The sequence below is a fragment of the Conexibacter woesei DSM 14684 genome (assembly GCF_000025265.1).
Taxonomy (GTDB): Bacteria; Actinomycetota; Thermoleophilia; order Solirubrobacterales; family Solirubrobacteraceae; genus Conexibacter; species Conexibacter woesei.
Genome location: NC_013739.1, coordinates 4,376,459 through 4,400,650, shown reverse-complemented (window position 1 = coordinate 4,400,650; position 24,192 = coordinate 4,376,459). Strand labels below are relative to the sequence as shown.

General features: G+C 70.8%; 20 protein-coding genes. 17 read left to right on the top strand and 3 right to left on the bottom strand.

The window, feature by feature from the left end; translation table 11 throughout:
- Positions 1-6 precede the first annotated feature (6 nt).
- The 17 genes from CWOE_RS20755 to CWOE_RS20675 all read left to right on the top strand — a co-directional run bounded on the left by CWOE_RS20755 (position 7) and on the right by CWOE_RS20675 (position 21,753).
- The gene (locus CWOE_RS20755; RefSeq protein WP_012935603.1) at positions 7-1,011 is read left to right on the top strand and encodes an aminopeptidase; all 1,005 of its coding nucleotides are present in this window, start codon (positions 7-9) and stop codon (positions 1,009-1,011) included.
- Positions 999-1,382 carry a cupin domain-containing protein gene (locus CWOE_RS31155; RefSeq protein ID WP_012935602.1) on the top strand — a complete coding sequence of 128 codons (384 nt, stop codon included), beginning with the start codon at positions 999-1,001 and terminating at the stop codon, positions 1,380-1,382. The genes CWOE_RS20755 and CWOE_RS31155 overlap by 13 nt, the downstream gene beginning before the upstream one ends.
- Positions 1,383-1,386: 4 nt before the next feature.
- Positions 1,387-2,109, top strand: a complete 723-nt coding sequence (locus tag CWOE_RS20745) for a class II aldolase/adducin family protein (protein WP_012935601.1) — start codon at positions 1,387-1,389, stop codon at positions 2,107-2,109.
- A gap of 40 nt (positions 2,110-2,149) precedes the next feature.
- Positions 2,150-3,073, top strand: coding sequence for a 3-hydroxyacyl-CoA dehydrogenase family protein (locus CWOE_RS20740; RefSeq protein WP_012935600.1), 924 nt, complete (start codon positions 2,150-2,152; stop codon positions 3,071-3,073).
- Between the two features lie 15 nt (positions 3,074-3,088).
- Entirely contained in the window at positions 3,089-3,850 is a 762-nt protein-coding gene (gene pldA, locus CWOE_RS20735) for a 4-pyridoxolactonase (protein ID WP_012935599.1), read from the top strand.
- A gap of 16 nt (positions 3,851-3,866) precedes the next feature.
- Positions 3,867-4,601, top strand: coding sequence for a pyridoxal 4-dehydrogenase, SDR-type (pldH, locus tag CWOE_RS20730; protein WP_012935598.1), 735 nt, complete (start codon positions 3,867-3,869; stop codon positions 4,599-4,601).
- A gap of 1 nt (position 4,602) precedes the next feature.
- On the top strand, positions 4,603-5,010 hold the full coding sequence (locus CWOE_RS20725) for a VOC family protein (RefSeq protein WP_012935597.1): 408 nt from the start codon (positions 4,603-4,605) through the stop codon (positions 5,008-5,010).
- Positions 5,007-6,038, top strand: coding sequence for an alcohol dehydrogenase catalytic domain-containing protein (locus CWOE_RS20720; protein WP_012935596.1), 1,032 nt, complete (start codon positions 5,007-5,009; stop codon positions 6,036-6,038). The genes CWOE_RS20725 and CWOE_RS20720 overlap by 4 nt, the downstream gene beginning before the upstream one ends.
- A 17-nt stretch (positions 6,039-6,055) precedes the next feature.
- Positions 6,056-7,300, top strand: coding sequence for an FAD-dependent monooxygenase (locus CWOE_RS20715; protein WP_160165542.1), 1,245 nt, complete (start codon positions 6,056-6,058; stop codon positions 7,298-7,300).
- 20 nt (positions 7,301-7,320) lie between these two features.
- Positions 7,321-7,755, top strand: coding sequence for a hypothetical protein (locus tag CWOE_RS20710; protein WP_148261101.1), 435 nt, complete (start codon positions 7,321-7,323; stop codon positions 7,753-7,755).
- Between the two features lie 218 nt (positions 7,756-7,973).
- A complete protein-coding gene (locus tag CWOE_RS20705; protein WP_160165541.1) occupies positions 7,974-15,056 on the top strand; it encodes a DNRLRE domain-containing protein in 7,083 nt (2,360 codons plus the stop codon).
- A 33-nt stretch (positions 15,057-15,089) separates the two neighbouring features.
- The gene (locus CWOE_RS20700) at positions 15,090-15,806 is read left to right on the top strand and encodes a hypothetical protein (protein ID WP_012935592.1); all 717 of its coding nucleotides are present in this window, start codon (positions 15,090-15,092) and stop codon (positions 15,804-15,806) included.
- Positions 15,807-15,816: 10 nt separating this feature from the next.
- A complete protein-coding gene (locus CWOE_RS20695) occupies positions 15,817-16,758 on the top strand; it encodes a hydroxymethylglutaryl-CoA lyase (RefSeq protein ID WP_012935591.1) in 942 nt (313 codons plus the stop codon).
- Positions 16,759-16,866: 108 nt separating this feature from the next.
- Positions 16,867-17,994, top strand: a complete 1,128-nt coding sequence (locus CWOE_RS20690; protein ID WP_012935590.1) for an XdhC family protein — start codon at positions 16,867-16,869, stop codon at positions 17,992-17,994.
- Between the two features lie 164 nt (positions 17,995-18,158).
- Positions 18,159-19,244 carry a sugar ABC transporter substrate-binding protein gene (locus CWOE_RS20685; protein WP_012935589.1) on the top strand — a complete coding sequence of 362 codons (1,086 nt, stop codon included), beginning with the start codon at positions 18,159-18,161 and terminating at the stop codon, positions 19,242-19,244.
- A gap of 14 nt (positions 19,245-19,258) precedes the next feature.
- The gene (locus tag CWOE_RS20680) at positions 19,259-20,770 is read left to right on the top strand and encodes a sugar ABC transporter ATP-binding protein (RefSeq protein ID WP_041730752.1); all 1,512 of its coding nucleotides are present in this window, start codon (positions 19,259-19,261) and stop codon (positions 20,768-20,770) included.
- Positions 20,767-21,753 (top strand): ABC transporter permease, encoded by a 987-nt coding sequence (locus CWOE_RS20675; protein ID WP_012935587.1) that lies wholly within the window; start codon positions 20,767-20,769, stop codon positions 21,751-21,753. The genes CWOE_RS20680 and CWOE_RS20675 overlap by 4 nt, the downstream gene beginning before the upstream one ends.
- Before the next feature lie 18 nt (positions 21,754-21,771).
- Here CWOE_RS20675 and CWOE_RS20670 read toward each other — a convergent pair whose 3' ends face one another.
- From CWOE_RS20670 to CWOE_RS20660, 3 genes are all read right to left on the bottom strand, one after another.
- Positions 21,772-22,014 carry a helix-turn-helix domain-containing protein gene (locus CWOE_RS20670; RefSeq protein ID WP_012935586.1) on the bottom strand — a complete coding sequence of 81 codons (243 nt, stop codon included), beginning with the start codon at positions 22,012-22,014 and terminating at the stop codon, positions 21,772-21,774.
- Complete coding sequence (locus tag CWOE_RS20665; protein WP_012935585.1) at positions 22,014-22,505, bottom strand: DUF2975 domain-containing protein; 492 nt, start codon at positions 22,503-22,505, stop codon at positions 22,014-22,016. Before CWOE_RS20665 ends, CWOE_RS20670 begins: the two co-directional genes overlap by 1 nt.
- An 88-nt stretch (positions 22,506-22,593) precedes the next feature.
- Positions 22,594-24,090, bottom strand: coding sequence for a PucR family transcriptional regulator (locus tag CWOE_RS20660; protein WP_012935584.1), 1,497 nt, complete (start codon positions 24,088-24,090; stop codon positions 22,594-22,596).
- Between the last annotated feature and the right edge of the window lie 102 nt (positions 24,091-24,192).

The following is a 24,192-nucleotide window of genomic DNA, read 5'->3' as shown; positions in this document are numbered from 1 at the left end:
AGAACCATGGCTGACGCAGCTGCTGTCAAGAAGGACGCCGAGCTGGTCGTCGACGTCTGCATGAGCGTCGAGGCGGACGACGTCGTCACGATCATCACCGACGACGAGCACGAGCACCTCGCGCGGGTCGTCAACGAGGTCTGCCTCGAGCGCGGCGCCTGGCCGGTCGTGATCAACAACGAGGCGCAGGTGCGCCGCGGTCGCGCCGACACCCACTTCCCGATGGCCCCGTCGAGACAGCTTCACCAGGCGATGGTGAATTCGGACGAGATCATCATCATCACCAATCTCGAGTGGGCCAACCGCTTCGCGCACGTCGCGGCCGTCAAGGAGGCGTGCGACAACAACGCCAAGATCGCCTCCGTCGAGCCGGGCATGGGCGAGTGGGGCCTGACCGAGGAGAAGCTGCTGCTCGCCCAGCAGCGCGCGCTCGACGCGATCGAGGCGCTCAGAGGCGTCGAGAAGCTGCGCGTGACGACGAAGAAGGGCACCGACCTCACCGTCACGATCAAGGACCGCCCGGCGCTGGAGATCACGTCGATCAAGCGGCGCGGCCAGATGATGGGCCCGCTGCCGCTGTGGGCCGAGGTCGCCTTCGCCGCGGTCGAGACCGAGACGGTCGGCACGTGGGTCGTCGACGGCGTGATGCTCGGCATCGGCGTTCCCGGCCAGGTCGAGAACGACATCACCTGGACGGTCGAGGGCGGCAAGGCCGTCAAGATCGAGGGCGGCGAGGAGGCGGCGAGACTGCGCGACGTGATCGACGGCGTCGAGAACGCGACCGTCATCGGCGAGTTCGCCTTCGGCGTCTCGGAGGTCGCCCCGTTCGGCACGCCGTCGGAGAAGGGCCGCGTCGGCACCGTCCACTGCGCGCTCGGCGACAACCACAACGCCTACCCGGGCGGCAAGAACGTCTCCAGACTCCACCTCGACGGCGTCGTGCTGGAGGCCAGCATGCAGATCGTCGACGACGGCCGCTGGATCCTCAAGGACGGGGAGTGGGTCCTGTGACGGCGCTCGGCGTCACCGTCGTTCCCTCCGAGCGCGTCGAGAAGATCGAGCTGCCCGGCGACAGCTGGAGCCGCATGGTCGTGACGGCGAGAACGGCGGGCGGCGGCAACGTCGCCTCGCTCGGCTACTCGGTCTTCACGCCCGGCACCGCGCTGACGCTCGTCAAGCACGAGACGGAGGAGTTCGCCTACGTGCTGAGCGGGAGCGGCGAGCTGCGGCTCGACGGCGCCGACCCGGTCGCGTTCGCCGCCGGCGACGGGATCTTCATCCCCGCCGGGGTCTGGCACGCGGTCGTCAACACCTGCGACGAGGACGTCGCGATGGTGTTCGGCTTCCCGCATCCCGACTACCCGCCGACCGCGCGTCGCTGATCCCGTGTCCTCCACGGAGCGGTTGATCGAGCAGGTCGCGTGGTCGTGCCGGATCCTGGCGGGCGAGGGCTACCAGGACCTCACGCTGGGCCACGTCAGCGCGCGCGGCGAGGACGATCGGACCGTGTACATCAAGCGCAGAGGCGTCGCGCTGAGCGAGGTCACGCCGGCCGACGTGCTGGCGTTCGACCTCGACGGCGACCCGGCCGACGCGCCCGGCGGCATGCACCTGGAGGCGGTCCTCCACACCGCCGTGTACAGGCGGCGCCCGGACGTCCGCTGCGTCGTGCACGGCCACCCGCCGTACGCGACCGCGTTCAGCGCGACCGACGCCGACTTCGAGTTCCTGACGCACGACGGCGTGCTCTTCATCGACGGGCTGCCGACGTTCGACGGCGTCCCCGAGCTGATCGTCGACGAGCAGCAGGGCGGCGCCGTCGCCGACGCGCTCGGCGACGGCTCGACGCTGCTGCTGCGCAACCACGGCGTGCTCGTCGCCGAGCGCAGCGTCGCCTGGGCGACGCTGACCGCCGTGCTGCTGGAGCGCAGCGTGCAGCTGCAGTCGATCGCCTCGACGCTCGGCGCGCTGAGGCCGATCCCCGACGAGCTGGTCGAGCAGATCCACAAGGGCAAGTACCGCGACGGCTTCGCCGACGAGTACTGGGACGCCTGGGTCCGCGACCTGCGCCGCAACGGCAACGCCTTCGGCATGCCCGCGGGCGACTGAACCCAATGACGATCACGAATCACACGACGGAGGAAGAGCGATGACGGAGATCAAGCGGGCGGCGATCCTCGGGACCGGCACGATGGGACCGGGCATGGGCGCCGTGCTGGCTCGCGCCGGCCTCCAGGTGACGCTCTACGACGTCAACGAGGACGCGCTCGCGAGAGCGAGAGGCACCGCCGAGATCGCGCGCGGCGTGCTCGACAAGCTCGAGGTCGTCGACAAGGGCGGCGGCTCGTTGAGCTTCGAGAGCGACCTCGCGACCGCCGTCAAGGACGCCGACATCGTCGTCGAGGCGATCCCCGAGAAGCTGGAGCTCAAGCAGCAGGTCTTCGCCGAGCTGGAGGGCCTGATCCGCGACGACACGATCATCGCGTCGAACACCTCCGGCATCCCGATCACGAGAATGGCGGAGAAGCTGACGCACCCGGAGCGCGTCGTCGGCTGGCACTGGTCCAACCCGCCCGCGCTGATCCCGATGAACGAGATCATCGTCGGCGAGAAGACCGCGCCCGAGGTGACCGCCGCGACCGAGCAGCTGACGCGCGACATCGGCTACGAGCCGGTCACGCTGAAGAAGGAGGTCCCCGGCTTCGTCGAGAACCGCGTCCTCTACGCGATCATGCGCGAGTGCCTGGCGCTGCTCGACGAGGGCGTCGTCGACGCCGCCGGGCTCGACCTCTGCGTCAGATGGGGCATCGGCTACAAGCTCGCCGTCGTGCCGCCGATCCAGCTGCTCGACATGGCCGGGCTCGACATCTACACGGCGGTCGCGAGCTTCCTCAACCAGGACCTCTCCAACGAGGCCGGCATCTCCAAGACGGCGACCGACCTGCGCGACGCGGGCACGCTCGGGATCAAGTCCGGCAGAGGCTTCTTCGAATACTCGCCCGAGCGGATCAGAGAGCTGGGCGCGATGCGCGCCGGCAAGCTCGTCGGCGTCCGCAAGGTGCTCGAGGCATAGGGGAGGGCGGGAGCGATGGCCAAGGCGACGAAGGTCCGGCTGCTCGACAGCGGCACGCTGGTGATCGACCAGTCGCACATCACGTGGAACGTCGGCTGCGGCACGCCGGTGCGCTTCCCCGTGTACAGCGTGCTGATCGAGCACCCCGAAGGGCTGATCCTGTTCGACACGGGCTTCGACAGAGAGCTGGTGCTGGAGAAGCTGGCGTTCGAGCTGCCGGAGCAGACCGAGCAGCAGACGATCCCCGCCCAGCTCGCGCTGGCGGGGTACGCCGCGGGCGACGTCGACGCGGTCGTCAACTCCCACCTGCACTTCGACCACTGCGGCGGCAACAAGCACCTCGTCAACGCGACGACGTACCTGCACGAGGACGAGATCCGCGAGGCGCGCTCGCCGGAGCCGTTCGAGGTGCTCGGCTACGCGGACAGAAGCTGGGATCACCCCGGCGCGAGATTCAGCCTGCTGAGCGGCGACGTCGAGCTGGCCGACGGCGTGCACCTGTTCCACACGCCCGGCCACTCGATCGGGCACTACTCGCTGCTCGTCGAGCTGGAGGGGAGCAGACCGCTGCTGTTCATGGCCGACGTCTCCTACACGCCGGCCGCGTACGCGAGAGACCACCAGGCGGGGTTCCATTGGAACCCCGTCGCGGGCGTGCGCTCGATCCGCCGCGTCAAGGCGCTCGCGAGAGCGTGGGACGCGGAGATCTTCTTCACGCACGACATGGACGAGTTCGAGACCTACAAGCTCGCGCCGAGCAGCTACCCGGCGTCGTAGCGGAGGAGTGACCGAGATGGGCAAGCTGGACAACCGCGTCGCGATCGTCACCGGCGCAGCGCAGGGCATCGGCCGCGCGATCGCGGGCAAGCTCGTCGAGGAGGGCGCGACGGTCGTCGTCGCCGACCTCAACGGCGACGGCGCCGCGAAGGCGGCCGAGGAGCTGGGCGGCGTCGCCGTGCAGGCGGACGTCTCGGTCGAGGCGGACGCGCAGAAGATCGTCGACACGACGCTGGAGCGCCACGGCAGAGTCGACGTGCTCGTGCACGCGGCCGCGATCGTGCCGTTCGTGCCGTGGGACGAGGTCGACTTCGCCTACTGGCGCAAGATCGTCTCCGTCAACCTCGACGGCACGTACCTCGTCGGGCGCGCCGTCGAGAAGCCGATGCGCGCGGCCGGCTACGGCCGGATCGTCAACATCGCCTCCAACTCGTTCTTCGCCGGCACGCCGAACATGGGCCCGTACGTCGCCGCGAAGGGCGGCGTGATCGGCCTCACGCGCGTGCAGGCGACCGAGCTGGGCAAGTACGGGATCACGTCCAACGCGGTCGCGCCCGGGATCATCCGCTCGGAGGGTGCGCTCGCGACGCCGCACAAGGACTCGTTCGACTTCGTCCAGGCGCTGCAGGCGCTGCCGCGCCACGGCCACCCCGCCGACATCGCGCCGGCCGTCTCGTTCCTCGCCTCCGAGGAGTCGGGCTGGGTCACCGGCCAGACGCTGGTCGTCGACGCCGGCCACATCCGCGACTGAGATGGCGGCGCTCGAAGTCACCCGCGCCGGCGTGATCCTCGCGGTCGCCGACGTGGAGCGCTCGAAGGCGTTCTACGTCGAGCGGCTCGGCTTCGCGTTCGAGATCGGCTTCGACGGGCCGGCCTACGCGATCCTGTCGCGCAACGGCATCCGCCTCTCGCTCGCCGAGCAGGGACACGAGGCTGGGGACCTGCCGGGCGTCGTGCCGACCGCGCCGGTCGCCGCCGACCGGGCGGCGCCGCGCGTGCTGCTCGTGCTGGAGGTGGCGAGCGTCACGGCGGCGTACGAGGCGCTGCTGGCCGAGGGCGTCGAGTTCGCCTCCGAGCCGTTCTCGCCGCCGTGGGGCGGCGTGCGCTGCTTCGCCGTCGATCCCGACGGCCACCTGATCGAGCTGGAGGAGCTGGCATGAAGGCCGTGCGACTGGTCGCGAAGGAGGACGTGCGCGTCGAGGAGGTGCCGGACCCCAAGCTCCAGCACGCGACCGACGCGATCGTGCGCGTCACGCACAGCGCGATCTGTGGCGCCGACCTGCTGCCGTTCCACGGCTGGACGCCGGGCTTCGAGGACGGCACGATCCTCGGCCACGAGTTCGTCGGCGAGGTCGTCGACGTCGGCGACGCGGTCACGCAGGTCGCGGTCGGCGAGCGCGTCGTCAACACGTCGATGACGTCGGACGGCACCTGTGCGCACTGCCGCGCCAACCGCGCGACGCAGTGCGACACGCGCTCGCTGTTCGGCTACTCCGGCGTCTACCCGCGGCTGGAGGGCGGGCAGGCGGAGCTGGTGCGGATCCCGATGGCCGACCGCTGCCTGTGGAAGGTCCCCGACGCGGTCAGCAGCGAGGACGCCGTCTTCGTCGCCGACATCTTGCCGACCGCGTTCGCGGGAGTGCAGCGCGGCGGCGTCACCAACGGCGACCTCGTCGTCGTGCTCGGCTGCGGGCCGGTCGGCCTGATGGCGGTGCTGTCGGCCGCGGGCGTCGCGCGCAAGGTGATCGCCGTCGACGGGATCGAGGAGCGCCGCCGGCTGGCGGCCGGGCTTGGCGCCGAGGCGGTCACGCCGGCCGAGGCGGCCGACGCCGTCGCGGCGGCGAGCGCCGGGCTCGGCGCCGACGTCGTGATCGAGGCCGCGGGCGCGCTGCCCGCGCTCGACGCCAGCTTCGGGCTCGCCCGCGCGCAGGGCGTCGTCTCGGTCGTCGGCGCGCACTTCGAGCCGGACTATCCGCTCAACAACGCCGTGATGTTCGAGAAGGAGCTGACGCTGACGTTCTCGATCGGCAACCCCGGCCGCGACCGCGAGCGGCTGTTCGCCGCGATCGAGGCGGGCGCGATGAGACCGTCGCAGGTGCTGACGCACCAGGTCTCGATCGACGACGCGGCGGAGGCGTACCGTGCCTTCGACGCGCGCGAGATGACGAAGGTGGTGTTGCTCACATGAGCGCGAAGGAGACGCAGATGCAGTTGAGATGTGTGATCGCGGGCGCCGGACTGGGCGGGCTGTCCGCGGCGATCGCGCTGCGGCGCGCCGGTCACGAGGTCGTCGTGCTGGAGCAGGCGCCCGAGCTGGGCATCGTCGGCGCCGGCATCCAGATGGCGCCGAACGCGTCGCGCCTGCTCGGCGCGTGGGGCGTCGTCGACCGCTTCCGCGACGCCGGCGTGCCGGCGCAGGCCGCCGTGCGGCGGCGCTGGAGCGACGGCGAGAAGCTCGGCGAGGTCGTCCTCGGCCAGCGGCTGCTGGACAGCTTCGGCGCCTCCTACTGGTGCCTGCACCGCGCCGACCTGCACGGAGCGCTCGTCGGCGTCGCGACCGACCCCGACGGCCCCGGCACGCCGGTCGAGATCCGCACCGGCGCGCCGGTCGCGCGCGTCGTCGCCAACGGCGCGGACGAGGCGCGCGTCGTGACGGCGGACGGGACGGAGTTCGCCGGCGACGTCGTGATCGGCGCCGACGGGATCCGCTCGGCGGTGCGCGACTCGCTCTTCGGCCCGCAGCCGCCGTCGTTCAGCGGCAGAGTCACCAACCGCCACATGATCGACGTCGCGACCGTGCAGGACGACCCGCTGCTGGCGGAGATCCTCGAGCGCCCGGCACAGAACATCTGGATCGGGCCGGGCGGCCACGTGATCACGCATCCGATCAGCGGCGGCGCCGGGCTCTACATGGGCGTGACGACCTCTGGCGTGCGCGACGACGAGGCGTTCTGGTCGACGCCGATCTCGCAGGCGGACATGCTCGCCGCGCGTGAGGGCTGGGATCCGCGGATCCTGCGGCTGATCGAGGCGGCGCCGATGATCACCGCGTACGGCCTGCACGACAGCGAGCCGATGGAGACGTGGATCGACGGTCGCGTCGCGCTGCTCGGCGACGCCTGCCACGCGATGATGCCGTTCCAGGCGCAGGGCGCCGCGCAGGCGATCGAGGACGCGGCGGTGCTGGGGGAGACGCTCGCGGGCGTCGCGCCCGGCGAGGTGGCCGCGGCGCTGGAGCGCTACGAGGCGCGCCGCAAGCCGCGCGCGTCGAGAGTGCAGGCGCTCTCGCGCGCGAACGGCAAGACGTGGCACGTGCCGGACGGCCCCGAGCAGCAGGCGCGCGACGCCGCGCTGGCGAAGGGCGACAGCGACTTCAGAGCGTACGAGTTCCTCTGGTCGACCGGTCCGGGCGGCGCGCCCGCTCCCGCCGACCCGGTCGCGGCGGCCTGAGGAGGCGACGCGTGGCGCGGTTGCGACGCTCTCCCATCGTCGTCGCCGCGCTGCTCGTCGCCGTGCTCGCGCTCGCGGGCGGCGGCGTGCTGCTGCTCGCGCGCGAGCCGGCGGGCGCCGACGGCGGCGGCGCGCGTGACGCCGCCGGCACCACGGCCGGTGCCGCGCCCGCGCCGGTCCGTGCCGCCTCTGTCGGCGAGGTCAGAGCGCTGATGGAGCAGCGCATGCGCGACCGTCACCTGAACTTCCGCTACGTCGCCTGCGTGCGCAACGGCCGGGTGTTCGACGGCGTCCCCGTCACCCGCTGCAACGTCAACTTCAACGCGCCGCACATCGAGGTCTACTGCGCCGTCGCGCGCGGCGACACGGTCGCCACCGACCACGAGGACCGCGCGATCCCCTGCCCTCGCGACAGCGTCGGAAGAGACCCGCCGATCAAGTTCTCCGGCGGCTGACCCCGCCGCCGTCAGGCGGGCGCGGCGTCAGCGCATCGCTCTTGTGGCTGGCGCGTTGACGCGCTAGCTTGGCGCGTGCTGCGCCCAGCCGGAGGCTGGACGAGCGTCTTTCGACAGGGGCTGGAATGCGCGGGGATTGGTGCGGGCGTCCGCTTGGGCGGATTCGTCGTAGTTGTGCGCGGCTGCGTACGGTTGGGGTCGGGGCTCGGCTTGCCGTCGTGTTCGGTGTCGTCGCGCTGCTTGGGGGTGCGACGGCGCTCGCTGCCGATCCGTGGTCGGGTGGGCCTGCGTCGTCGGTTTCGGGCGCCGCGCCCCAGGCGAGAGCGCCTGTCGAGGTTCCGTCGTTGCGTACGGAGTTCTCGCAGACCAGGCGTCTGGCCGACGGGACGTACGAGGCGCGGATCTCGAACGTCCCTGTCAACTATCGCGGGGCTGACGGTGGCTGGGAGCCTGTCGACGACAGATTGGTCGCGACGGCCGACGGATCGCTCGAGAACGTGGCGGGTCCGCTCGACGTCGTGGTCCCGGCGGATGCGTCGGGTGCGGTGACGATCGCCGGCGGCGATCACGAGCTGTCGTTCGCACTCACCGGCGGGGCGGAGTCCTCGACGGTGAGAGCCGATGGCAGCGAGGCGACGTTCGGCGATGCGATCGACGGCGTCGACGTCGGGTACGAGCTGCAGGGCGACGTCGTGAAGGAGACGTTGACGTTGGCGTCGAGCGACGTGCCGTCGTCGTACCGCTTCGACGTCGACGCGCCTGGCCTTCACGCGGCTGTCGACGCTGCTGGTGATGTGGACTTCACCGACGGCTCGGGGCAGCGGCGGTTCACGTTCCAGGCGCCATGGATGAAGGACGCGAGCGGCGCGATGTCGCAGGCGGCGCGGTACGAGGTCGAGTCGGGCGACGGCCGGCAGGTCGTGGTGCTGGTACTCGACAGAGCGTGGCTGTCGGACCCGGCGCGGGCGTTCCCGGTGGTGGTCGATCCGACGACGACGTGGGAGGGGCCGGCACGCGTCTGCGAGATCAAGAGCGGCGCTGCGGCGAACACGTCGAACTGCGGGACCACGTTGACGACGTTCGTCGGGAAGGACGGGACGCAGACGCGGCGAGGGCTGATCGCGCTGAGAGATCTCAACCAGGTCATACGTGACGACGCGCTCGTGTTGCAGAGCCACGTCAACGCGTTTCTGGTCGGGCAGAGCGCGCCGGCAACGGCAGACGTCGATCTGCACCACGTGACGAGCAGCTTCACGAGCAGCGCGACGTGGAACAGACGCGACGGCACGACCGCGTGGAGAGTCGCCGGCGGTGACTTCAGATCGCCGCGGGAGGCGCGAGAGACGATGGCGGCGGACCGCGTCGGGCACTGGGCGGTCTGGGACATGACCGAGCTGATGCAGGCGATGGTCGACGGCCGTGAGCCGAGCCAGAACCTGATGCTGAAGGCGGCGGACGAGTCCAGACAGCACCTCGATTCCTTCGATCAGCACGAGATCTATGTGCGCTACGCGACGCGCACCGGTGTCGGTCCGCAGTACAGCTACGACCGACACAGACTCAGCGACGGGTCGGAGCTGCTGGTCAACGTCGGCAACGAGAACATGGCGCTCGTCTCCGACGATCTCGGTTTCGAGAACGGGAACGACCGGCTCACGGTCGCGCGCTACTTCAACACGGAGAACCGGTTCGACTTCGGCGGGACGTTCGGCAACGGGACGAGAGGCGACTTCGGCACGATCACGTTGGAGCAGGACGACGCGGACGGCTCGTACGTGCTGTTCGGCGTGACCGGGCTCGACGGCGTCTTCCACAAGCGGGCCGACGGCAGCTTCGCGTCGCCGGTCGGGATGGACGCATCGCTGCACGAGAACCAGGACGGCACGATCACGGTCGCGTTCGACGACACGCTCGAGGTCTGGACGTTCGGGGCCGGAGACCCGGTCCACCGCCTCCTCAGCACGCGCGCCGTCGACGGCTATCAGGTCGACGCCACCTACTACGCCTCGCTCGGCGACCGGCTCAGAACGCTCGCCGACAATCGCGGGCGGCTGATGAGATTCGAGTACGACCCGGTCGGTGACGTCACGGTGATCAGAGACCAGGACGGGGCGACGCACAGATACGGCTACGACAACCACACGCTGACGTCGTACACGACGCCCGCCGGTGCGCAGACGAGATACACGTATGACGACCGGCGATTGATGAGAATCGACCTGCCTGACGGCAGAGCGGTCAAGCTGGCGTACTGGCCTGACAGCACGTTCGTCGCGTCGATCACGCCCGTCACCGGCGGGGTCGACCAGCCCGCAACCACATACGACGGGGCACCTGGTCACGCGGACGTCACAGCAGCGGACGGCAGAAGACGGCGGTACACGTTCGGTGCGGACTCGTTGCTGGCGACGTCGATGACGACCGACGTGACGCCGCAGATGACGCTCGCGCTCGGCGGCAGACTCAAGACCAGCGCCTTCACGACGTTGGCCAACGGCGTCTATCCCCTCACGTTCACCGCGAGCGACAGCGCCGGCATCGCACGCGTCGAGCTGACCGTCGACGGCTTCGCCGAGCGGACGTGGTCGTGGGACTGCAGTGGCAGATGTGCCGCGACGCAGGCAGGCTCGTGGTCGCTGAACACCGGTGACTTCCCGCCCGGCGACCACACGATCCGCCTCACCGCGACCGACGCTACCGGGGAGCAGCGTGCGGAGGCGTTCCGCGTCACCGTCCCGTACACGGGGCTGCTGGTGTCGCCGCGCTCACGCGTGCAGCCGGTCATCACCGGCAGAGCAGCTGACGGTGAGACGCTCGGGATCGAGACCAACCACTGGACGGGCGCGCACCCGAAGACGTTCCAGCCGCAGTGGCGCCGCTGCAACGCCGCGGGCACTGCCTGCCAGGACATCGCCGGCGAGAACGACTGGCGCTACGTCGCGACCGGCGCCGACGTCGGCTCGACGCTCCTCGCCACGGTCCGTGGCCGCAACTTCAAGGGCGTCGGAACGACGAACTCGGCAGCATTCGGGCCGATCGCGACGAGCCCGCCGGTCAACGTCCAGCTGCCCGAGATCCTCGGGCGGCCGAACATAGTGCCGGCGTCGAGTTGCGGTGGCGGAGACTGCCCGCCCGAGGGCACGCTCGTGGTCGACGACGGCATCTGGAGAGGCACGGGTCCCGTCACGCTCTCCTACCAATGGGAGGAGTGCACCACGGCCGATCCGTCAAGCTGCAGAGCAGTCACGGACGCGACCGGCGGCACCTACGAGGTGCCCGCGGCCTACAACGCGTGGATGCGCGTCACCGTGACCGCCTTGAGCCCGTACGGGACCGCGACCGCCTCCTCCCTGACGCGACTGATCGGCTACGCGCCCACGACGGAGCAGGGCGACATCGCCTTCGCCGGCTCCGCTCGCGTCGGCTCGGTCCTCACCGCCGTCGTCCCGGACCCGGGCATCGCATGGAGCGCGCAGTGGATGCGCTGCAACCCGGACGGCGGCGACTGCCGGCCGATCGGCGGCGCGACCGGCTCGACGTACCTGGTCACGACCGAGGACCTCGGCCAGCGGCTGCGGCTGCGGGTCGTCTACGACGGCGGCCAGAACCTCGACGACAGCGGCACCAGCGCGATCGTGCGCGGCGCGCTGCTGGCCCCGCGGCGGTTCGCGCTGGTGCTCGACAGCGAGGAGCTGTGGACGGCCAAGCTCGACGGCACCGACCCACGAAAGGTGCTCACCGTCTCCTACGCCGACGATCTGAAAGACATCGCCGTCTCGCCCGACGGCGACACGGTCGCGATGATCACCAGCCGCGGCATCGAGCTCGTCGGCATCAACGGCAGAGGTCGCCGCCTGCTGCTCAACGCGCCCAGCGCCGGCGGCAGCGGCGACGGCCCACAGAGTCCGTCGAGCGTCGCGTTCTCACCCACCGGCGACGGCCTGGCGATAGCGGCTTACTCCCCTGTCGACTTCGCAACCGGGATCTACTCGCTCGACATCGCGACCGGAACCGCGCTGCGGCTCGACGCGGGCTGGACGCCCGATGTGCCCTACACCGACCGTGACCTCCCGAGCTACTCGCCCGACGGCGGCCGGCTGACCTACCTGGCCCGCAACGGCAGCCAGACGGCGATCGTGACCGCAGCCGCCAACGGGACCGGCGAAAGAGCGGTAGAGATCGGCGGCGACGTCCAACAGGACACCGTCACGTCCAAGCCCCGCTTCTCGGAAGACAACAGCATGATCGTCTTCTCCGGCCTCCCGCTCGGCGACTACTGCGGCTACGCGATCCACGGGATCGACATCGCCACGCAGACGCTCACCCCGAACCTGCCCAGCCAGACCAGAAACTGCAACCTCTCCTTCACCGCTCCCAGCTGGACGGGCCCCGGCTCCACCGTCCTCACCGCCTACTCCTACGACACCTCGCCGACCAGCGTCGCGACCGGCATCAAGACCGTCGACGTCGAGACCGGCGACCTCGACCTCCTCGTCCCGTCAACCGGCAAGCCCATCACCGCCCTCGAGCTGCCGCAAGTGAGCGTGCCGGCCGTGAGCGTCGAAGCGGAGAACGACGAGGTCTACAGCAACGGCACCGACCCGGCGGTCTTCCGTGTTCGCGGCGTCGATCGTGCGCTCGGCATCCAGACGTTCGGCTACGGCCCGAGCGCGACGACCCCTACCGACACCTGGACGGTCGAGTGCGACAGCCTCTGTCCTCGAGACGTGACGCACGAGTTCTCAGTCGTGACGACCAGACTGCCGGAGGGCGCGAACACGCTTGCGGCGTGGGCGCAGAACGCGGCTGGGACGACCGGACACACCAGCGGGCGGGTGATCGTCGACCGCACGGCGCCCGTGGCAGCCGCGGATGCCGGCGTCTACGAGTCTGGCGCGACTGCGCAGACGGCGACGGTGTCCTGGTATCCGGGCTATGACGGTGACCTCCCCGGAGGCATCCCGGGCGCGGGCGTCGCCGAGGAGCAGGTGCGCTGGTCGACGCCGTCGACAGGCTGGTCGGCGTGGCAGGACGCGGCGCCGGGCTTCGTCGAGTTGAGATCGATTGCGTCGAACACGCAGATCACGGTCGAGATCAGAACCACCGACACCGTCGGAAACTCCTCCACGTACTCCGGGGAGGCTGATTGGAGCCCCCCGCCGCCGGACCCTGACGAAGAGATCACCGGGATAGATTGGGACGACGAAGAGCCGGGCTTCTCAGCCCTGATCGGTCGGCGGTGCACCAGAGCGAGCCTGACGGGCCCCGGACTCACCAACTACAACGGTCAGTTTGCTTCCGGAGTGTTGGGCAAGGCTGAGGTGACATGCCCGGCGAGCGGAATGGGGAGAAAGCCGCGACTCAACGTCGAGCTCTGCGTGCTGACCGACGAGCGAGATCCGGGAACCTTCGACACTGAGATCGACTGCGACAGCGTCGTGCTGCGTGAGAAGACGACGGCATACATGACTGCAGCAACGGAGTGTCGTCCCGATACGCAGTCGTACCTGCTCCGGGTACGTGCGTGGTCGGTTCCGGTCCGGAGAGGCAGTTCCTGGACCAAGACGTCGAGCATCAGAAGCCTTGACTGCAACAACGCTGGCGCGTGGCGCAGCAAGGCCGCTCGCGACCCTTCCGGTGAGCTGGCTCGAAATCTCTCCGCCGCGGACGATCGGCCTCCAAGAAACCTCGACGGGAGTACGACGGGGACGCACAACGGGTTCGTCGCCCGCCACCTGATACCGCCGCAAGACGAACTCGAGTTGGCTGCGCACCTTCAGGCGTTGGCGTGGTCGTGCGGCATCACCCCCAACGACGCCCGGAACGGGGTGTGGCTGCGCGGAACGACGCTGAAGAACGTGGGCGATGGCGGCGCTCGCAGAGCGAGCGCTCGCTTTCGCGCTGTCAGCAACGACGGACAGGATCGTGCCTACCACGAGGATCTGACGATCCTGTACTACAGATATGTGTTCGTTCGGCTCGATGCAGCACGCGAGAGCAGTGGCAACTGCCCCACCGCGAGAGCAGCCGGCATCCTCGCTCAGGTCCGACAGGAACTGAAAGACGGCGTGATAGGCGGTGGCGCCAACGAGTCGCTCAGACAGGTCGCGACGAAGTACGCACCAAAGATATATCGCGACATGGAGGAGCCGACGCCACTGCTGTCGCCGCAGTCGATCGTCAGCAATGTCGCCAGACACGGCTCGTCGGTGGAGCGCAACCGCCTGTGTCGGGGCCGCAACCCGTGTGATCCTTTGGCGACCGCGGGCGGCAGCCCGGAGTTGACGCTTCCTTTCCTGCGCAGTGGACGCTATCCGTCCGGCGCGAGAGTCAGCGGACGAGACTATCTCGACGAGGTCGGGACCGAGGAGGAGAAGATCCAGGACTCGGTCGACATCTATGGCAGCAACCCCGACTGGCAGGACCCCGCCTACGTGCGGTTCTGGACCTCGGGGTCGGTCGGCTGGGTGCAGTACTGGCTCTTCTACTACTACAACACGGCTCCTGCGGGGTTCGAGCAGGGACATCACGAGGGTGACTGGGAGATGGTTCAGGTCCGCTACCGTCGCGAAAGCAACGGTCTGTGGTCGGACCCCGACCGGGTGACCTACAGCAACCACAGAGACGCGCATGCCATCTCCTGTCCGTGGAGCACCGTGGACGAGGTCGACCCCTTCACAGGCGAAACGTCATTCCAGGTCTATCCCGGTGCAGGAACCCACGCGAACTTCCACCGCCCGGGAGTCTTCGACGGAGCCGCCTTCGGCCTCGCCAAGGACCTCGCCCGAGGCCAGAACCTCACCGGCCGGCCGAGACTGAGATTCCTCGCGGCAGGCGCGTCGTGGCTGAGATGGCCGGGCAGATGGGGCAGCACCGAGCAAGGGGCGAGTCCGACAGATTCACCGAGCCCTCTCGGTCCGGCACAGCAGGGCAAGAAATGGGACAACCCGTCGGCGTTCGACGCGCAAGCCCGCCGCTGCGAAGACGTCGAGCCGGAATCGGAGATCGTCGGTGGCCGTCAGGCAGCCCCGCTGACGATCGACGACGCCCGTTACGAGGACGGTGCGGTCCAAGTCGACTGGGAAAGCAACCAGCCTGACCGAGACATCGAGATCGTGTGGACCGTTACGCCGGCAGACGAGGTCGGCGCGGTCTCGCAGATCATTCCCGTCCGCGGCGCCTCAGGGCGCGTCACGATCCCGTGGAGACGTGGTCAGGCGCCCGCCAAGGTGCGTGCGACCGAGGTCGGCGAGAACGGCTCGCGCAGCCCGATCGTGATCGAGCACCAGGTCGATGGTTGACATCGACCATGACGTCATCCGGGCAGCGCATCGATGAGTGCTGACGCGCTGCGCTTGGTCGACCAGGTGCTGGGCGTCGCCGAGCTGGTGCTCGTCCCATTCAGCCTGGTCTGGCTGGCTGCGGCAGTCGTGCAGCGGGATCGGCGTGCAACCGGTCCGTTGGCGTTGGCGGCGGTGCTGGCGTTGACGATCGCGCAACCGTTCGGGTTGAAGGCCGTGCCGTTGAGCTCGAGCGGACTCGTCTCCGGCGGCGTGGTGCGCGAGGACGCGACAGCAGTGCATAGCGTGAAGCTGTTGGGAGTGCCCGTGTTCGGCTTCAAGCCCTACACACGCGATCTGTGGAACCCCAATGGTGGCGATGGCGGAGAGCCTCCGACAGCGCTGAAGGTGCGAACGTGGGTCTGGCCCGGAATCCTGTGGAGTTCGACCAAGGTCGAGGAGCTGTGCGGGAACAAACTCCAACCGTGTTGGGATCCCGATGACGATCCGGCCGGCAGACGGTCGCGCCTGCAGCTGCTGAGATCCGGCGATGGCGACTGGCGGTACCTGATCCTCCGAGCGGACGGACGGCGACCGGAGCCGGTGGCCGCCGGCGAACCACTCGATCGGTTCAACGGCGGTCGCTACGAGTTGCGGCCCGGGGTGGTGTCGACGGCGGGGCTGATCTACTGGGGGCTCGTCGCCGCGCTCGCCACCGCGTTGCTGCTGCGACGGCGCAGTCCACGGCCGCCGGTCGAATCCACGGGCTAGACTCGCTCGCATGGCCGAGCTGCCGCAGCGCGTGCGGATCCGGGAGGTCGGACCGCGCGACGGGTTCCAGAACGAGCCCGAGACGATCGACACGTTCGACAAGGTGCGGCTGATCGACCAGCTCGGCCGCAGCGGCCTGCGGCGGATGGAGGTGACGAGCTTCGTGCGGCCGGACGTGATCCCGCAGCTGCACGACGCCGCCGCGGTGCTGGAGGCGATCGAGGTGCCGCCGGAGGTCAGCCTCAGCGTGCTGATCCCGAACGAGCGCGGGCTCGACCGCGCGCTGGAGCACCGCGACCGCTTCCACGAGGTCTCCGTCTTCCTGTCCGCCTCCGAGACGCACAACCGCAAGAACGTCAACCGCTCGATCGCCGAGTCGCTCGACGGGCTGCGGCGCGTGCTTGACCGCGCGCGCGAGGCCGGGCTGCGCTGCGAGGGCGTGATCGCGACGTCGTTCGGCTGTCCCTACGAGGGTCGCGTGCCGCCGGAGCGGGTGGCGCAGATCGCGGCCGCGCTGCGCGACGCCGGGGCGCAGGAGGTCGGCTTCGGCGACACGACCGGGATGGCCAACCCGCGGCAGGTGCGGGAGCTGTTCCCGCAGTGGCGCGAGGCGCTCGGCGCCTCAGACGACGTCGAGCTGACCGCCCACTTCCACAACACGCGCGGCCAGGGGCTCGCCAACGTGCTCGCCGCGCTCGACGTCGGCGTCGACTCGTTCGAGTCGAGCTTCGGCGAGCTGGGCGGCTGTCCCGTGCCCGCTGGCGCGACGGGCAACATCGCGACCGAGGACCTCGTCTCGATGCTGGAGGAGATGGGGATCGACACCGGCGTCGACCTGCCCGCGCTCGTCGTCGCGAGCGGGATGGTGCGCGACGTGCTCGGCCGCCCCCTCGGCTCGCACGTCTCGACCGCCGGGCCGGTCGAGTGGAACCCGCCGGCCCCGCCGTCCTAGGGCGTCATGCACAGTCCCGGACGTGACGTTGGGCGCGCGGCACAGGCGCGGCGCGGTCGCTCGGCGGTAGCGTGGCGACGATGCCGAGCGAGCGAGGAGCTCGCCGCGGTGAGTGACCTGTCGGAGTCCCTGGGCGTCGCGCTGCGATGGCTCGAAGACGGCCGCCGGGTCGTCGCGGCGACGTTGGTCGAACTGGAGGGCTCGGGGCCGATCGACCCCGGCGCGACGATGCTGATCGGCGACGGCGGCGACGTCGAGGGGTCGGTCACCGGCGGCTGCGTCGAGGGCGCGGTCGTCGAGGAGGCCGGGCGGATCCTCGCCGGCGGGCCGCCGGTCGTGCGGCGCTACGGGATCTCCGACGCGCTCGCCGGCTCGGTCGGGCTGACCTGCGGCGGCATCGTGCAGATCTTCGTCCGCGAGCTGGGCGCGGAGCAGCTGGAGCCGCTGCGCGCGGTCGCCGACGCGATCGAGCGCGGCGAGCCGGCCGCGCTCGCGTCGCTGATCGACGGCCCCGGCGCCGGAAGCACGCTCGCGCTCGTCGGCGACGACGAGGTCCACGGGCGGCTCGGCTCGCCGCTGCTGGAGCGCAACGTCGCCGCCGACCTGCGCGCGACGCTCGGCACCGGCGCCGCGCGCACCGCCCGCTACGGCGAGGACGGCGCGAAGGCGGCGGAGGGGCTGCGCGTCCACCTGCAGCCGCACGCCGTCGCGCCGCGGATGATCGTCTTTGGTGCCAACGACTACTCGGCCGCGCTCGCGCCGGCCGCGCACGGGCTCGGCTATGACGTCACGATCTGCGACGCGCGCGAGCCGTTCCTGCGCTCGTCGCGCTACGCGCGCGCCGCGACGACCGTCGTCGGCTGGCCGCAGGACGTGCTCGCGGGGCTGCGGCTGAGCGCGCGCGACGCGGTGCTCGTCTTCACGCACGACCCGAAGTTCGACGAGCCGGCGCTGCTGGCGGCGCTCGACAGCGGGGCCGGCTACGTCGGCGCGCTCGGCAGCCGCCGCACGACCGCGGACCGCAACCGGCGGCTGCGCGAGGCCGGCGTCGCCGAGGTCGCGATCGAGCGGATCTTCGCCCCCTGCGGGCTCGACATCGGCGCCGCCTCGGCGGCTGAGGCGGCCGTCGCGATCCTGGCCGAGATCGTCGCCGCGCGGACCGGCCGCGAGGGCCGTTCGCTGCGTGCCGGCGAGGGCGAGATCCGCCCCCGCCGAGCTGTCGCAACCGCGCGCTGAGCGCCCTTCCGCACGTCCAGAACCTGGGCGTGCAGCACAGGATTTTCACGTTCTCTGTGCTGAGTGACTGAAGACCGCGGTCCCGCGGCGGTCGGATCATTGGGCCGCAGTCTGTGGAGGAGCAGGCCGCATCGATCGGGTTCTCACGAGCTGGGAGTGCAGGCATGCAACTGACGCGAGAGGTCCGCCGGGCCGTCGTCGCAGCAGGTCTCGTCATCGCCGCCGGAGGCGCGCTCGCCGCGTGCGGCAGCAGCGACTCGTCGTCCTCGTCCTCGACCGCGGCGTCCGCGTCCGGGACGACGAGCGGAGCGACGACAGGGGGCGGGAGCGACAAGGAGGTGCGGATCGGCTTCCTGCCGCTGACGCAGGCGAATCCGTACATCCAGGCGACCCTCAGAGGGATCGAGAAGTCCGCCGCCGAGAACGGTGGCACCGTGCAGCAGGTCTTCGACGGCGGGTTCGACGCCGCCAAGCAGTTCTCGCAGTGCCAGGACGCGATCGCGTCGGGCAAGTTCGACGCGCTGATCGTCGTCCCGGTCGACTCGAGCATCGCCGCCTGCATGGAGGACGCGATCGCGAAGGGAATCAAGGTCGCCAACACCGACTTCCCCGTCGGCCCCGACCCGACCTCGTCCGAGCCGCAGCTCGAGGGCCAGACGGCGACGGTGCTCGACCCGCCCGACCTGCGCGGCCAGTGGATCTTCGAGCTGGTGCAGAAGGGCTGCGAGGGCGCCGACCCGTGCAAGTTCGCGCTGCTGACCGGCGCCTTCGCCGACCCCTACAGCCAGGCGGTCATCGACGTCGTCAGACGCAAGGTCAAGGAGACGCCCGGCTTCGAGCTGGTCGCGGTCAAGGAGGGCGGCTACCTGCCCGACCCGTCGCTGAAGGCGACGCAGGACATCCTCCAGGGCACGCCTGACCTGAACGTGATCGCGACGACGTCGGACCCGATGACCGAGGGCGCCGAGCAGGCCGTCGAGGCGGCCGGCAAGACCGACCAGGTCAGACTGATCGGCGGCGGCGCCGCGGCGGCCTCCTACACCGCGATCCCCGACGGGCGCTGGGTCGGGACGTTCCTGTCGCTGCCCGAGGACGAGGGCGCGATCGCGACCGACCTGCTGATCCGCGCCGTCCGCGGCGAGGAGATCAGCGAGGGCATCAGCGCCGTCGAGAAGAGCGGGCTGCCGCCGGTCGTGACGAAGGACAACTTCGCCGAGCTGCAGAGACAGCTGCCGGCGGCGCAGTGGTAGCGCAGCCCTCACGCGTGCAGCCGCCGCACGTCGAGGTGCGCGGGCTGGAGAAGCGCTACGGCGGCGTGCACGCGCTCGCCGGCGTCGACCTCGCGATCGCGCGGGGCACGATCCACGGCCTCGTGGGCGAGAACGGCGCCGGCAAGTCGACGCTCGGCAAGTCGATCACCGGGGTCGTCGCGGCCGACGCGGGCACGATCGAGGTCGAGGGGCGAGCGGTCGCGTACCGCTCGCCTCGCGACGCGCTCGCCCGCGGCATGACGATCATCGCGCAGGAGCTGGCGCTGCTGCCGGCGCGGACGGTGATCGACAACGTCTTCCTCGGGATCGAGCCGCGCCGCGCGAGCGTCGTCGACCGGCGGCGGCTGCGGCGCCGCTACGACGAGCTGTGCGCGCACGCCGGCTTCGCGCTCGACCCGCGCGCGCTCGTCGGCTCGCTGCGCACGGCCGACCAGCAGAAGGTCGAGATCCTGCGCGCACTGGCACGCAACGCCGAGCTGATCGTGATGGACGAGCCGACCGCGACGCTGACGGCGGACGAGTCGGCGCGGCTGTTCTCCGACATCCGCGCGCTGCGCGAGCGCGGCACGACGGTCGTCTACGTCTCGCACTTCCTCGACGAGGTGCTGGCGCTCGCCGACGTCGTCACGATCATGCGCGACGGCCGCGTCGTGCGCTCCGCGGCGGCGTCCGCCGAGACCTCGCAGACGCTGATCAGTGGGATGCTCGGGCGCTCGCTCGACGTGATCCACCCGCCGAAGCGGCCGCCCGCGGCCGACGCGCCGATCGTCTGCAGCGCCGAGTCGATCAGCCGCGGCGCGGCCGTGCGCGACGTCACGCTGCACGTCCGCGCCGGCGAGATCGTGGGCCTCGCGGGGCTGATCGGCGCCGGCCGCTCGGAGCTGGCGCGCGCGATCTTCGGCGCCGACCGCCGCGACGGCGGCCGCGTGCTGATCGACGGCGTCGACGTCAGCCCCCGCACGCCGCGCGCGGCGATCAGAGCGGGGATCGCGATGCTGCCCGAGAGCCGCAAGGAGCAGGGCCTGCTGATGGGTCGCTCGGGCGTCGAGAACATGACGCTGCCGCACCTGCGGGAGGTCAGCGGCCTGGTCGTCTCCGGCGGCCGCCAGCGCGCCGTCGCGGCCGACCTCGGCGGCGTCGTCGAGCTGGCTGCGACGCGCGAGCGCGCGCCGGTGTCCGACCTCTCCGGCGGCAACCAGCAGAAGGTGCTGTTCGCGAAGTGGCTCTACCGCACGCCGCGGCTGCTGATCGTCGACGAGCCGACGCGCGGCGTCGACGTCGGCACCAAGCGGGCGATCTACGAGCTGATCTGCGGGCTGGCGGAGCAGGGGATCGGCGTGCTGGTGATCTCCTCCGAGCTGGAGGAGGTGCTCGGTCTCTCGCACCGCGTGCTGGTGATGCGCGGCGGGCGGCTGGTGGCCGAGCTGACCGGCGCCGCGGCGACCGAGCAGAACGTGATGGGCGCGGCGTTCGGCGCGCTCGAGACTGAGAGCGAGGCAGCATGAGCACGAAGGACGCGACCGCGATCGAAGCGCCGGCCGGGGTCGGCTGGAGACGGCTGCGGCTGGGGGCCGTGCGCGACTACGGCGTCGTCATCAGCACGATCGCGCTGTTCGTCGTGCTGTCGTTCTCCAGCTCGGCGTTCCTGACCAGCACGAACCTGCTCAACCTCGCCGAGCAGCAGGTGACGCTCGGGATCGTCGCGTGCGCGGCGACGCTCGTGATCATCGCGGGCGGCTTCGACCTCTCGATCGGCGCGGTCTTCGCGCTCAGCAGCGTCGTCGCCGCGAAGGTCGCGACGACGACGAGCCCGACGCTCGGGCTCGTCGCCGGGATCCTGACCGGCCTGCTGTGCGGCGCGGTCAACGGCGGCGTCTCGACGATCGGCCGGATCAACTCGTTCATCGCGACGCTCGCCTCCTCGATCATCATCCGCGGGCTCGCGCTCGTCGTCACCGCCGGCTTCTCGATCGCGGTCGCCGATCCTGGCTTCCGCGGCCTCGGCAACGACAAGCTGCTCGGGATGCGGCTGTCGATCTGGATCCTCGTCGCGTTCGCCGGGATCCTCTGGTTCCTGCTCGCGCGCACGACCTTCGGCCACTACGTCTACGCCGCCGGCGGCAACGCCGAGGCGGCGCGGCTGTCGGGCATCCGCGTCAACGCCGTGCGCGCCGCGACGTTCGCGATCTCGGGCCTCGGCGCCGGCATCGCGGGCGTGCTCGTGACCTCGCGCGTCGGCACCGCGCAGGCCGACGTCGGCGTCGGCCTGGAGCTGACCGCGATCGCCGCGATCGTCGTCGGCGGGACGTCGATCGCCGGCGGCGCCGGTGCGATGTGGCGGACGCTGCTGGGCGTCACGCTGCTGGCGCTGATCGGCAACGGCTTCAACCTGCTCAGCATCGACTCGATGTACCAGGACATCTTCACCGGGGCGCTGATCATGGCCGCCGTGGGGATCGACGCATGGGCGCGCAAGCGGAGCGCTTGAAGGGGTGTGCGGGCGTTGTCACGCCTGCTCCGTGAGACGCATCTCGTCCGCGGCATCCTCGGCTTCCCAGCGCAGCAGGTCGCCCGGCTGGCACTCGAGGGCCTCGCAGAGCGCGGCGAGGGTTGCGAAGCGCACCGCCTTGGCGCGGCCGTTCTTGAGGACCGCCAGGTTCGCGGGCGTTATCCCCACGCGGTCCGCAAGCTCGCCGACGGACATCTTGCGGCGGGCCAGCATCACGTCGATGTCGACGGCGATCGGCATCAGATGACCTCGTTCAGCTCAGCCTTCAGCTGCGTCGCTTCGGCGTCGCGGGCGACGGCCTGGGCGAGCAGCATTCGCAGCACGAGCACGATGAGTGCGACGCCGAGGACGGCGACGCCGATGCCGCCCATGATGAGGGTGACGCCGGGGTCGTCGCCCTGGTCGGGCGCGTTGATGGCGGTGACGGTGAACCACACGAGGGCGGCCGCCACGATCGCGCCGATCACGATGTCCACGTAGCGGAAGGCGGCGTCGGAGAACACGGTTCCGCGGCGCACCATCGTCACCAGCCGCCACACGCAGACGAGGGCGACCTGGACCGTCACCATGCCCACGATCGTGATGAGTCGCAGCGACGTCAGCGGGAGCGAGCCGTCCTCCGGGTCGTTCCCGCTGATCAACGCCCACACCATCAGCACCTGGATGAGCACAGTTCCGGTGAGCACCACCGCAAGCACGGTGCGCAGGGCCTGCACGGTCAGTCTTCCCATCGTCCCTCCTATCGAGTCACGATGGTAATCTATCGAATCTCGATAGGTAAGACAAGCGAAGCCGGCGTCACACGCGAGACTGCTCCGCTCAGCCCAGCGACCGCGAACGGCACGCGAGCTGGAGCATCAGCCGCGTGTCGGGGTCGCCGGCGTCGACGTCGAGCTCGTCGAATATGCGCTTGATGCGGTACGCGACGGCGTTGCGGTGCAGGTGCATCGCCTCGGCGGTGCGGATCAGCGAGCCCTGGTTGTCGAGGTAGATCCGCAGCGTCTCTATCGCCGCGTCGCGCTTGCGCTCGCCGAGCCGGTCGAGCGGCTTCAGCAGCGCGTCGACCGCCTCGCGCGCGGAGTCCGACGCGTACCACTCCAGCAGCGTCCGCTGGATCCCGACCTCGTCGAAGCTGGTCGCGACGTTGACGCGATCGGCGGCGCGCCCGGCCGCGACGGCGGCGCGCGCCTCGGCCGTCGTCGTGCGCAGGCCGGTGTGGCCGATGTGGACCGTCCCGACGCCGCAGAAGACGCGCACCTCGGGCATCCGGCTCGTGATCCGCTGGACGATCTGCTGCGAGGCGACCGCCATGTCGCGGCCGCCGCGCCCGCCCGGGTCGCTGCGGCTCATCCGCACCAGCAGCAGCGACGAGGCCAGCTGCGCGCGGTGCCAGACGCCGCCCGCGGTGTGCGCGGCGTCGAGCCCGAGCCGGCCGACGCGCTCGGACAGCCGCGAGGAGCGCAGCTCGTCGCCGTCGGTCAGCTCGGCGAGGTTGTCGACCTCGACCTGGACGGCGGCGTGCCAGCCGTCGATCGCGAGGTCGGCCGCGCGCATCCGCGTCAGCAGGCGGTCGCCCGCGCCGCTGGGCGCGAGCAGGAACTCCGCCAGCAGCTCGCCGCGCGAGCGGATCGGCGCGTCGTCGGCCTGTCGCTGGGCGTTGCGCGCGCGCCCGATCGCGGAGGCTGCGAGGTGGGCGACGGCGCGCCGCGCGACCGCGTCCTGGCCGGCTCCGGCTGGCGCGCAGACCGAGCCGTCGGGCTCGTTGTCGACCCGCAGCGCCGCTTCGACGTCGCCCTCCTCCGGCGGTCGCAGCTCCAGCGGCACGCCGCTCGCCTCGCTCGCGGCCGCGAGCAGCTCCTCGGGCGTGCAGTCGGTCGCCTCGCCGTGCTCCAGCGCCGCGATCGTCCGCTCGATCGTCGCGATCGCCGCCTCCGGTCCGCCGCCCAGCTCGCGCTCGGCCGCGATCAGCAGCCGCGCGATGTCGGCGTCGGGCGCCGCGCTGAGGATCGTGACGCCCGTCCGCTCGGCGATGTTGACGGCCGTCGCCGGCAGCTCCTCGCGGCCGTCGGTCAGCACGACCGCGGCGGCGTGGTGGGCGCCGGCGGACCGCACGGCGACGTCGAGCCGGTAGCCGACCGCCTCGGCGGAGGCGACGTGGGAGAGGATCACGAGCGCCCCGCGGGGCGCCTGTTCGAGGGTGCCGACGTCTTCCGCGAGGGCGACCGATCGGACCTCGGCGGGTGTCGCTGGGCCGGCCAGCCGGTTGAACAGTCCGCGGACCGCCGGCGCCTCCAGGAACGCGTCGAGTGTGCGCATGCGGCGCAGTATGCGCGGATTGGCTGCTGGGCACAAGGAAGCCGTTCTCTTGGTGCAGAACGCCGAAGACGCGCCCGCACGCGATCCCGAAGATGCACTCAT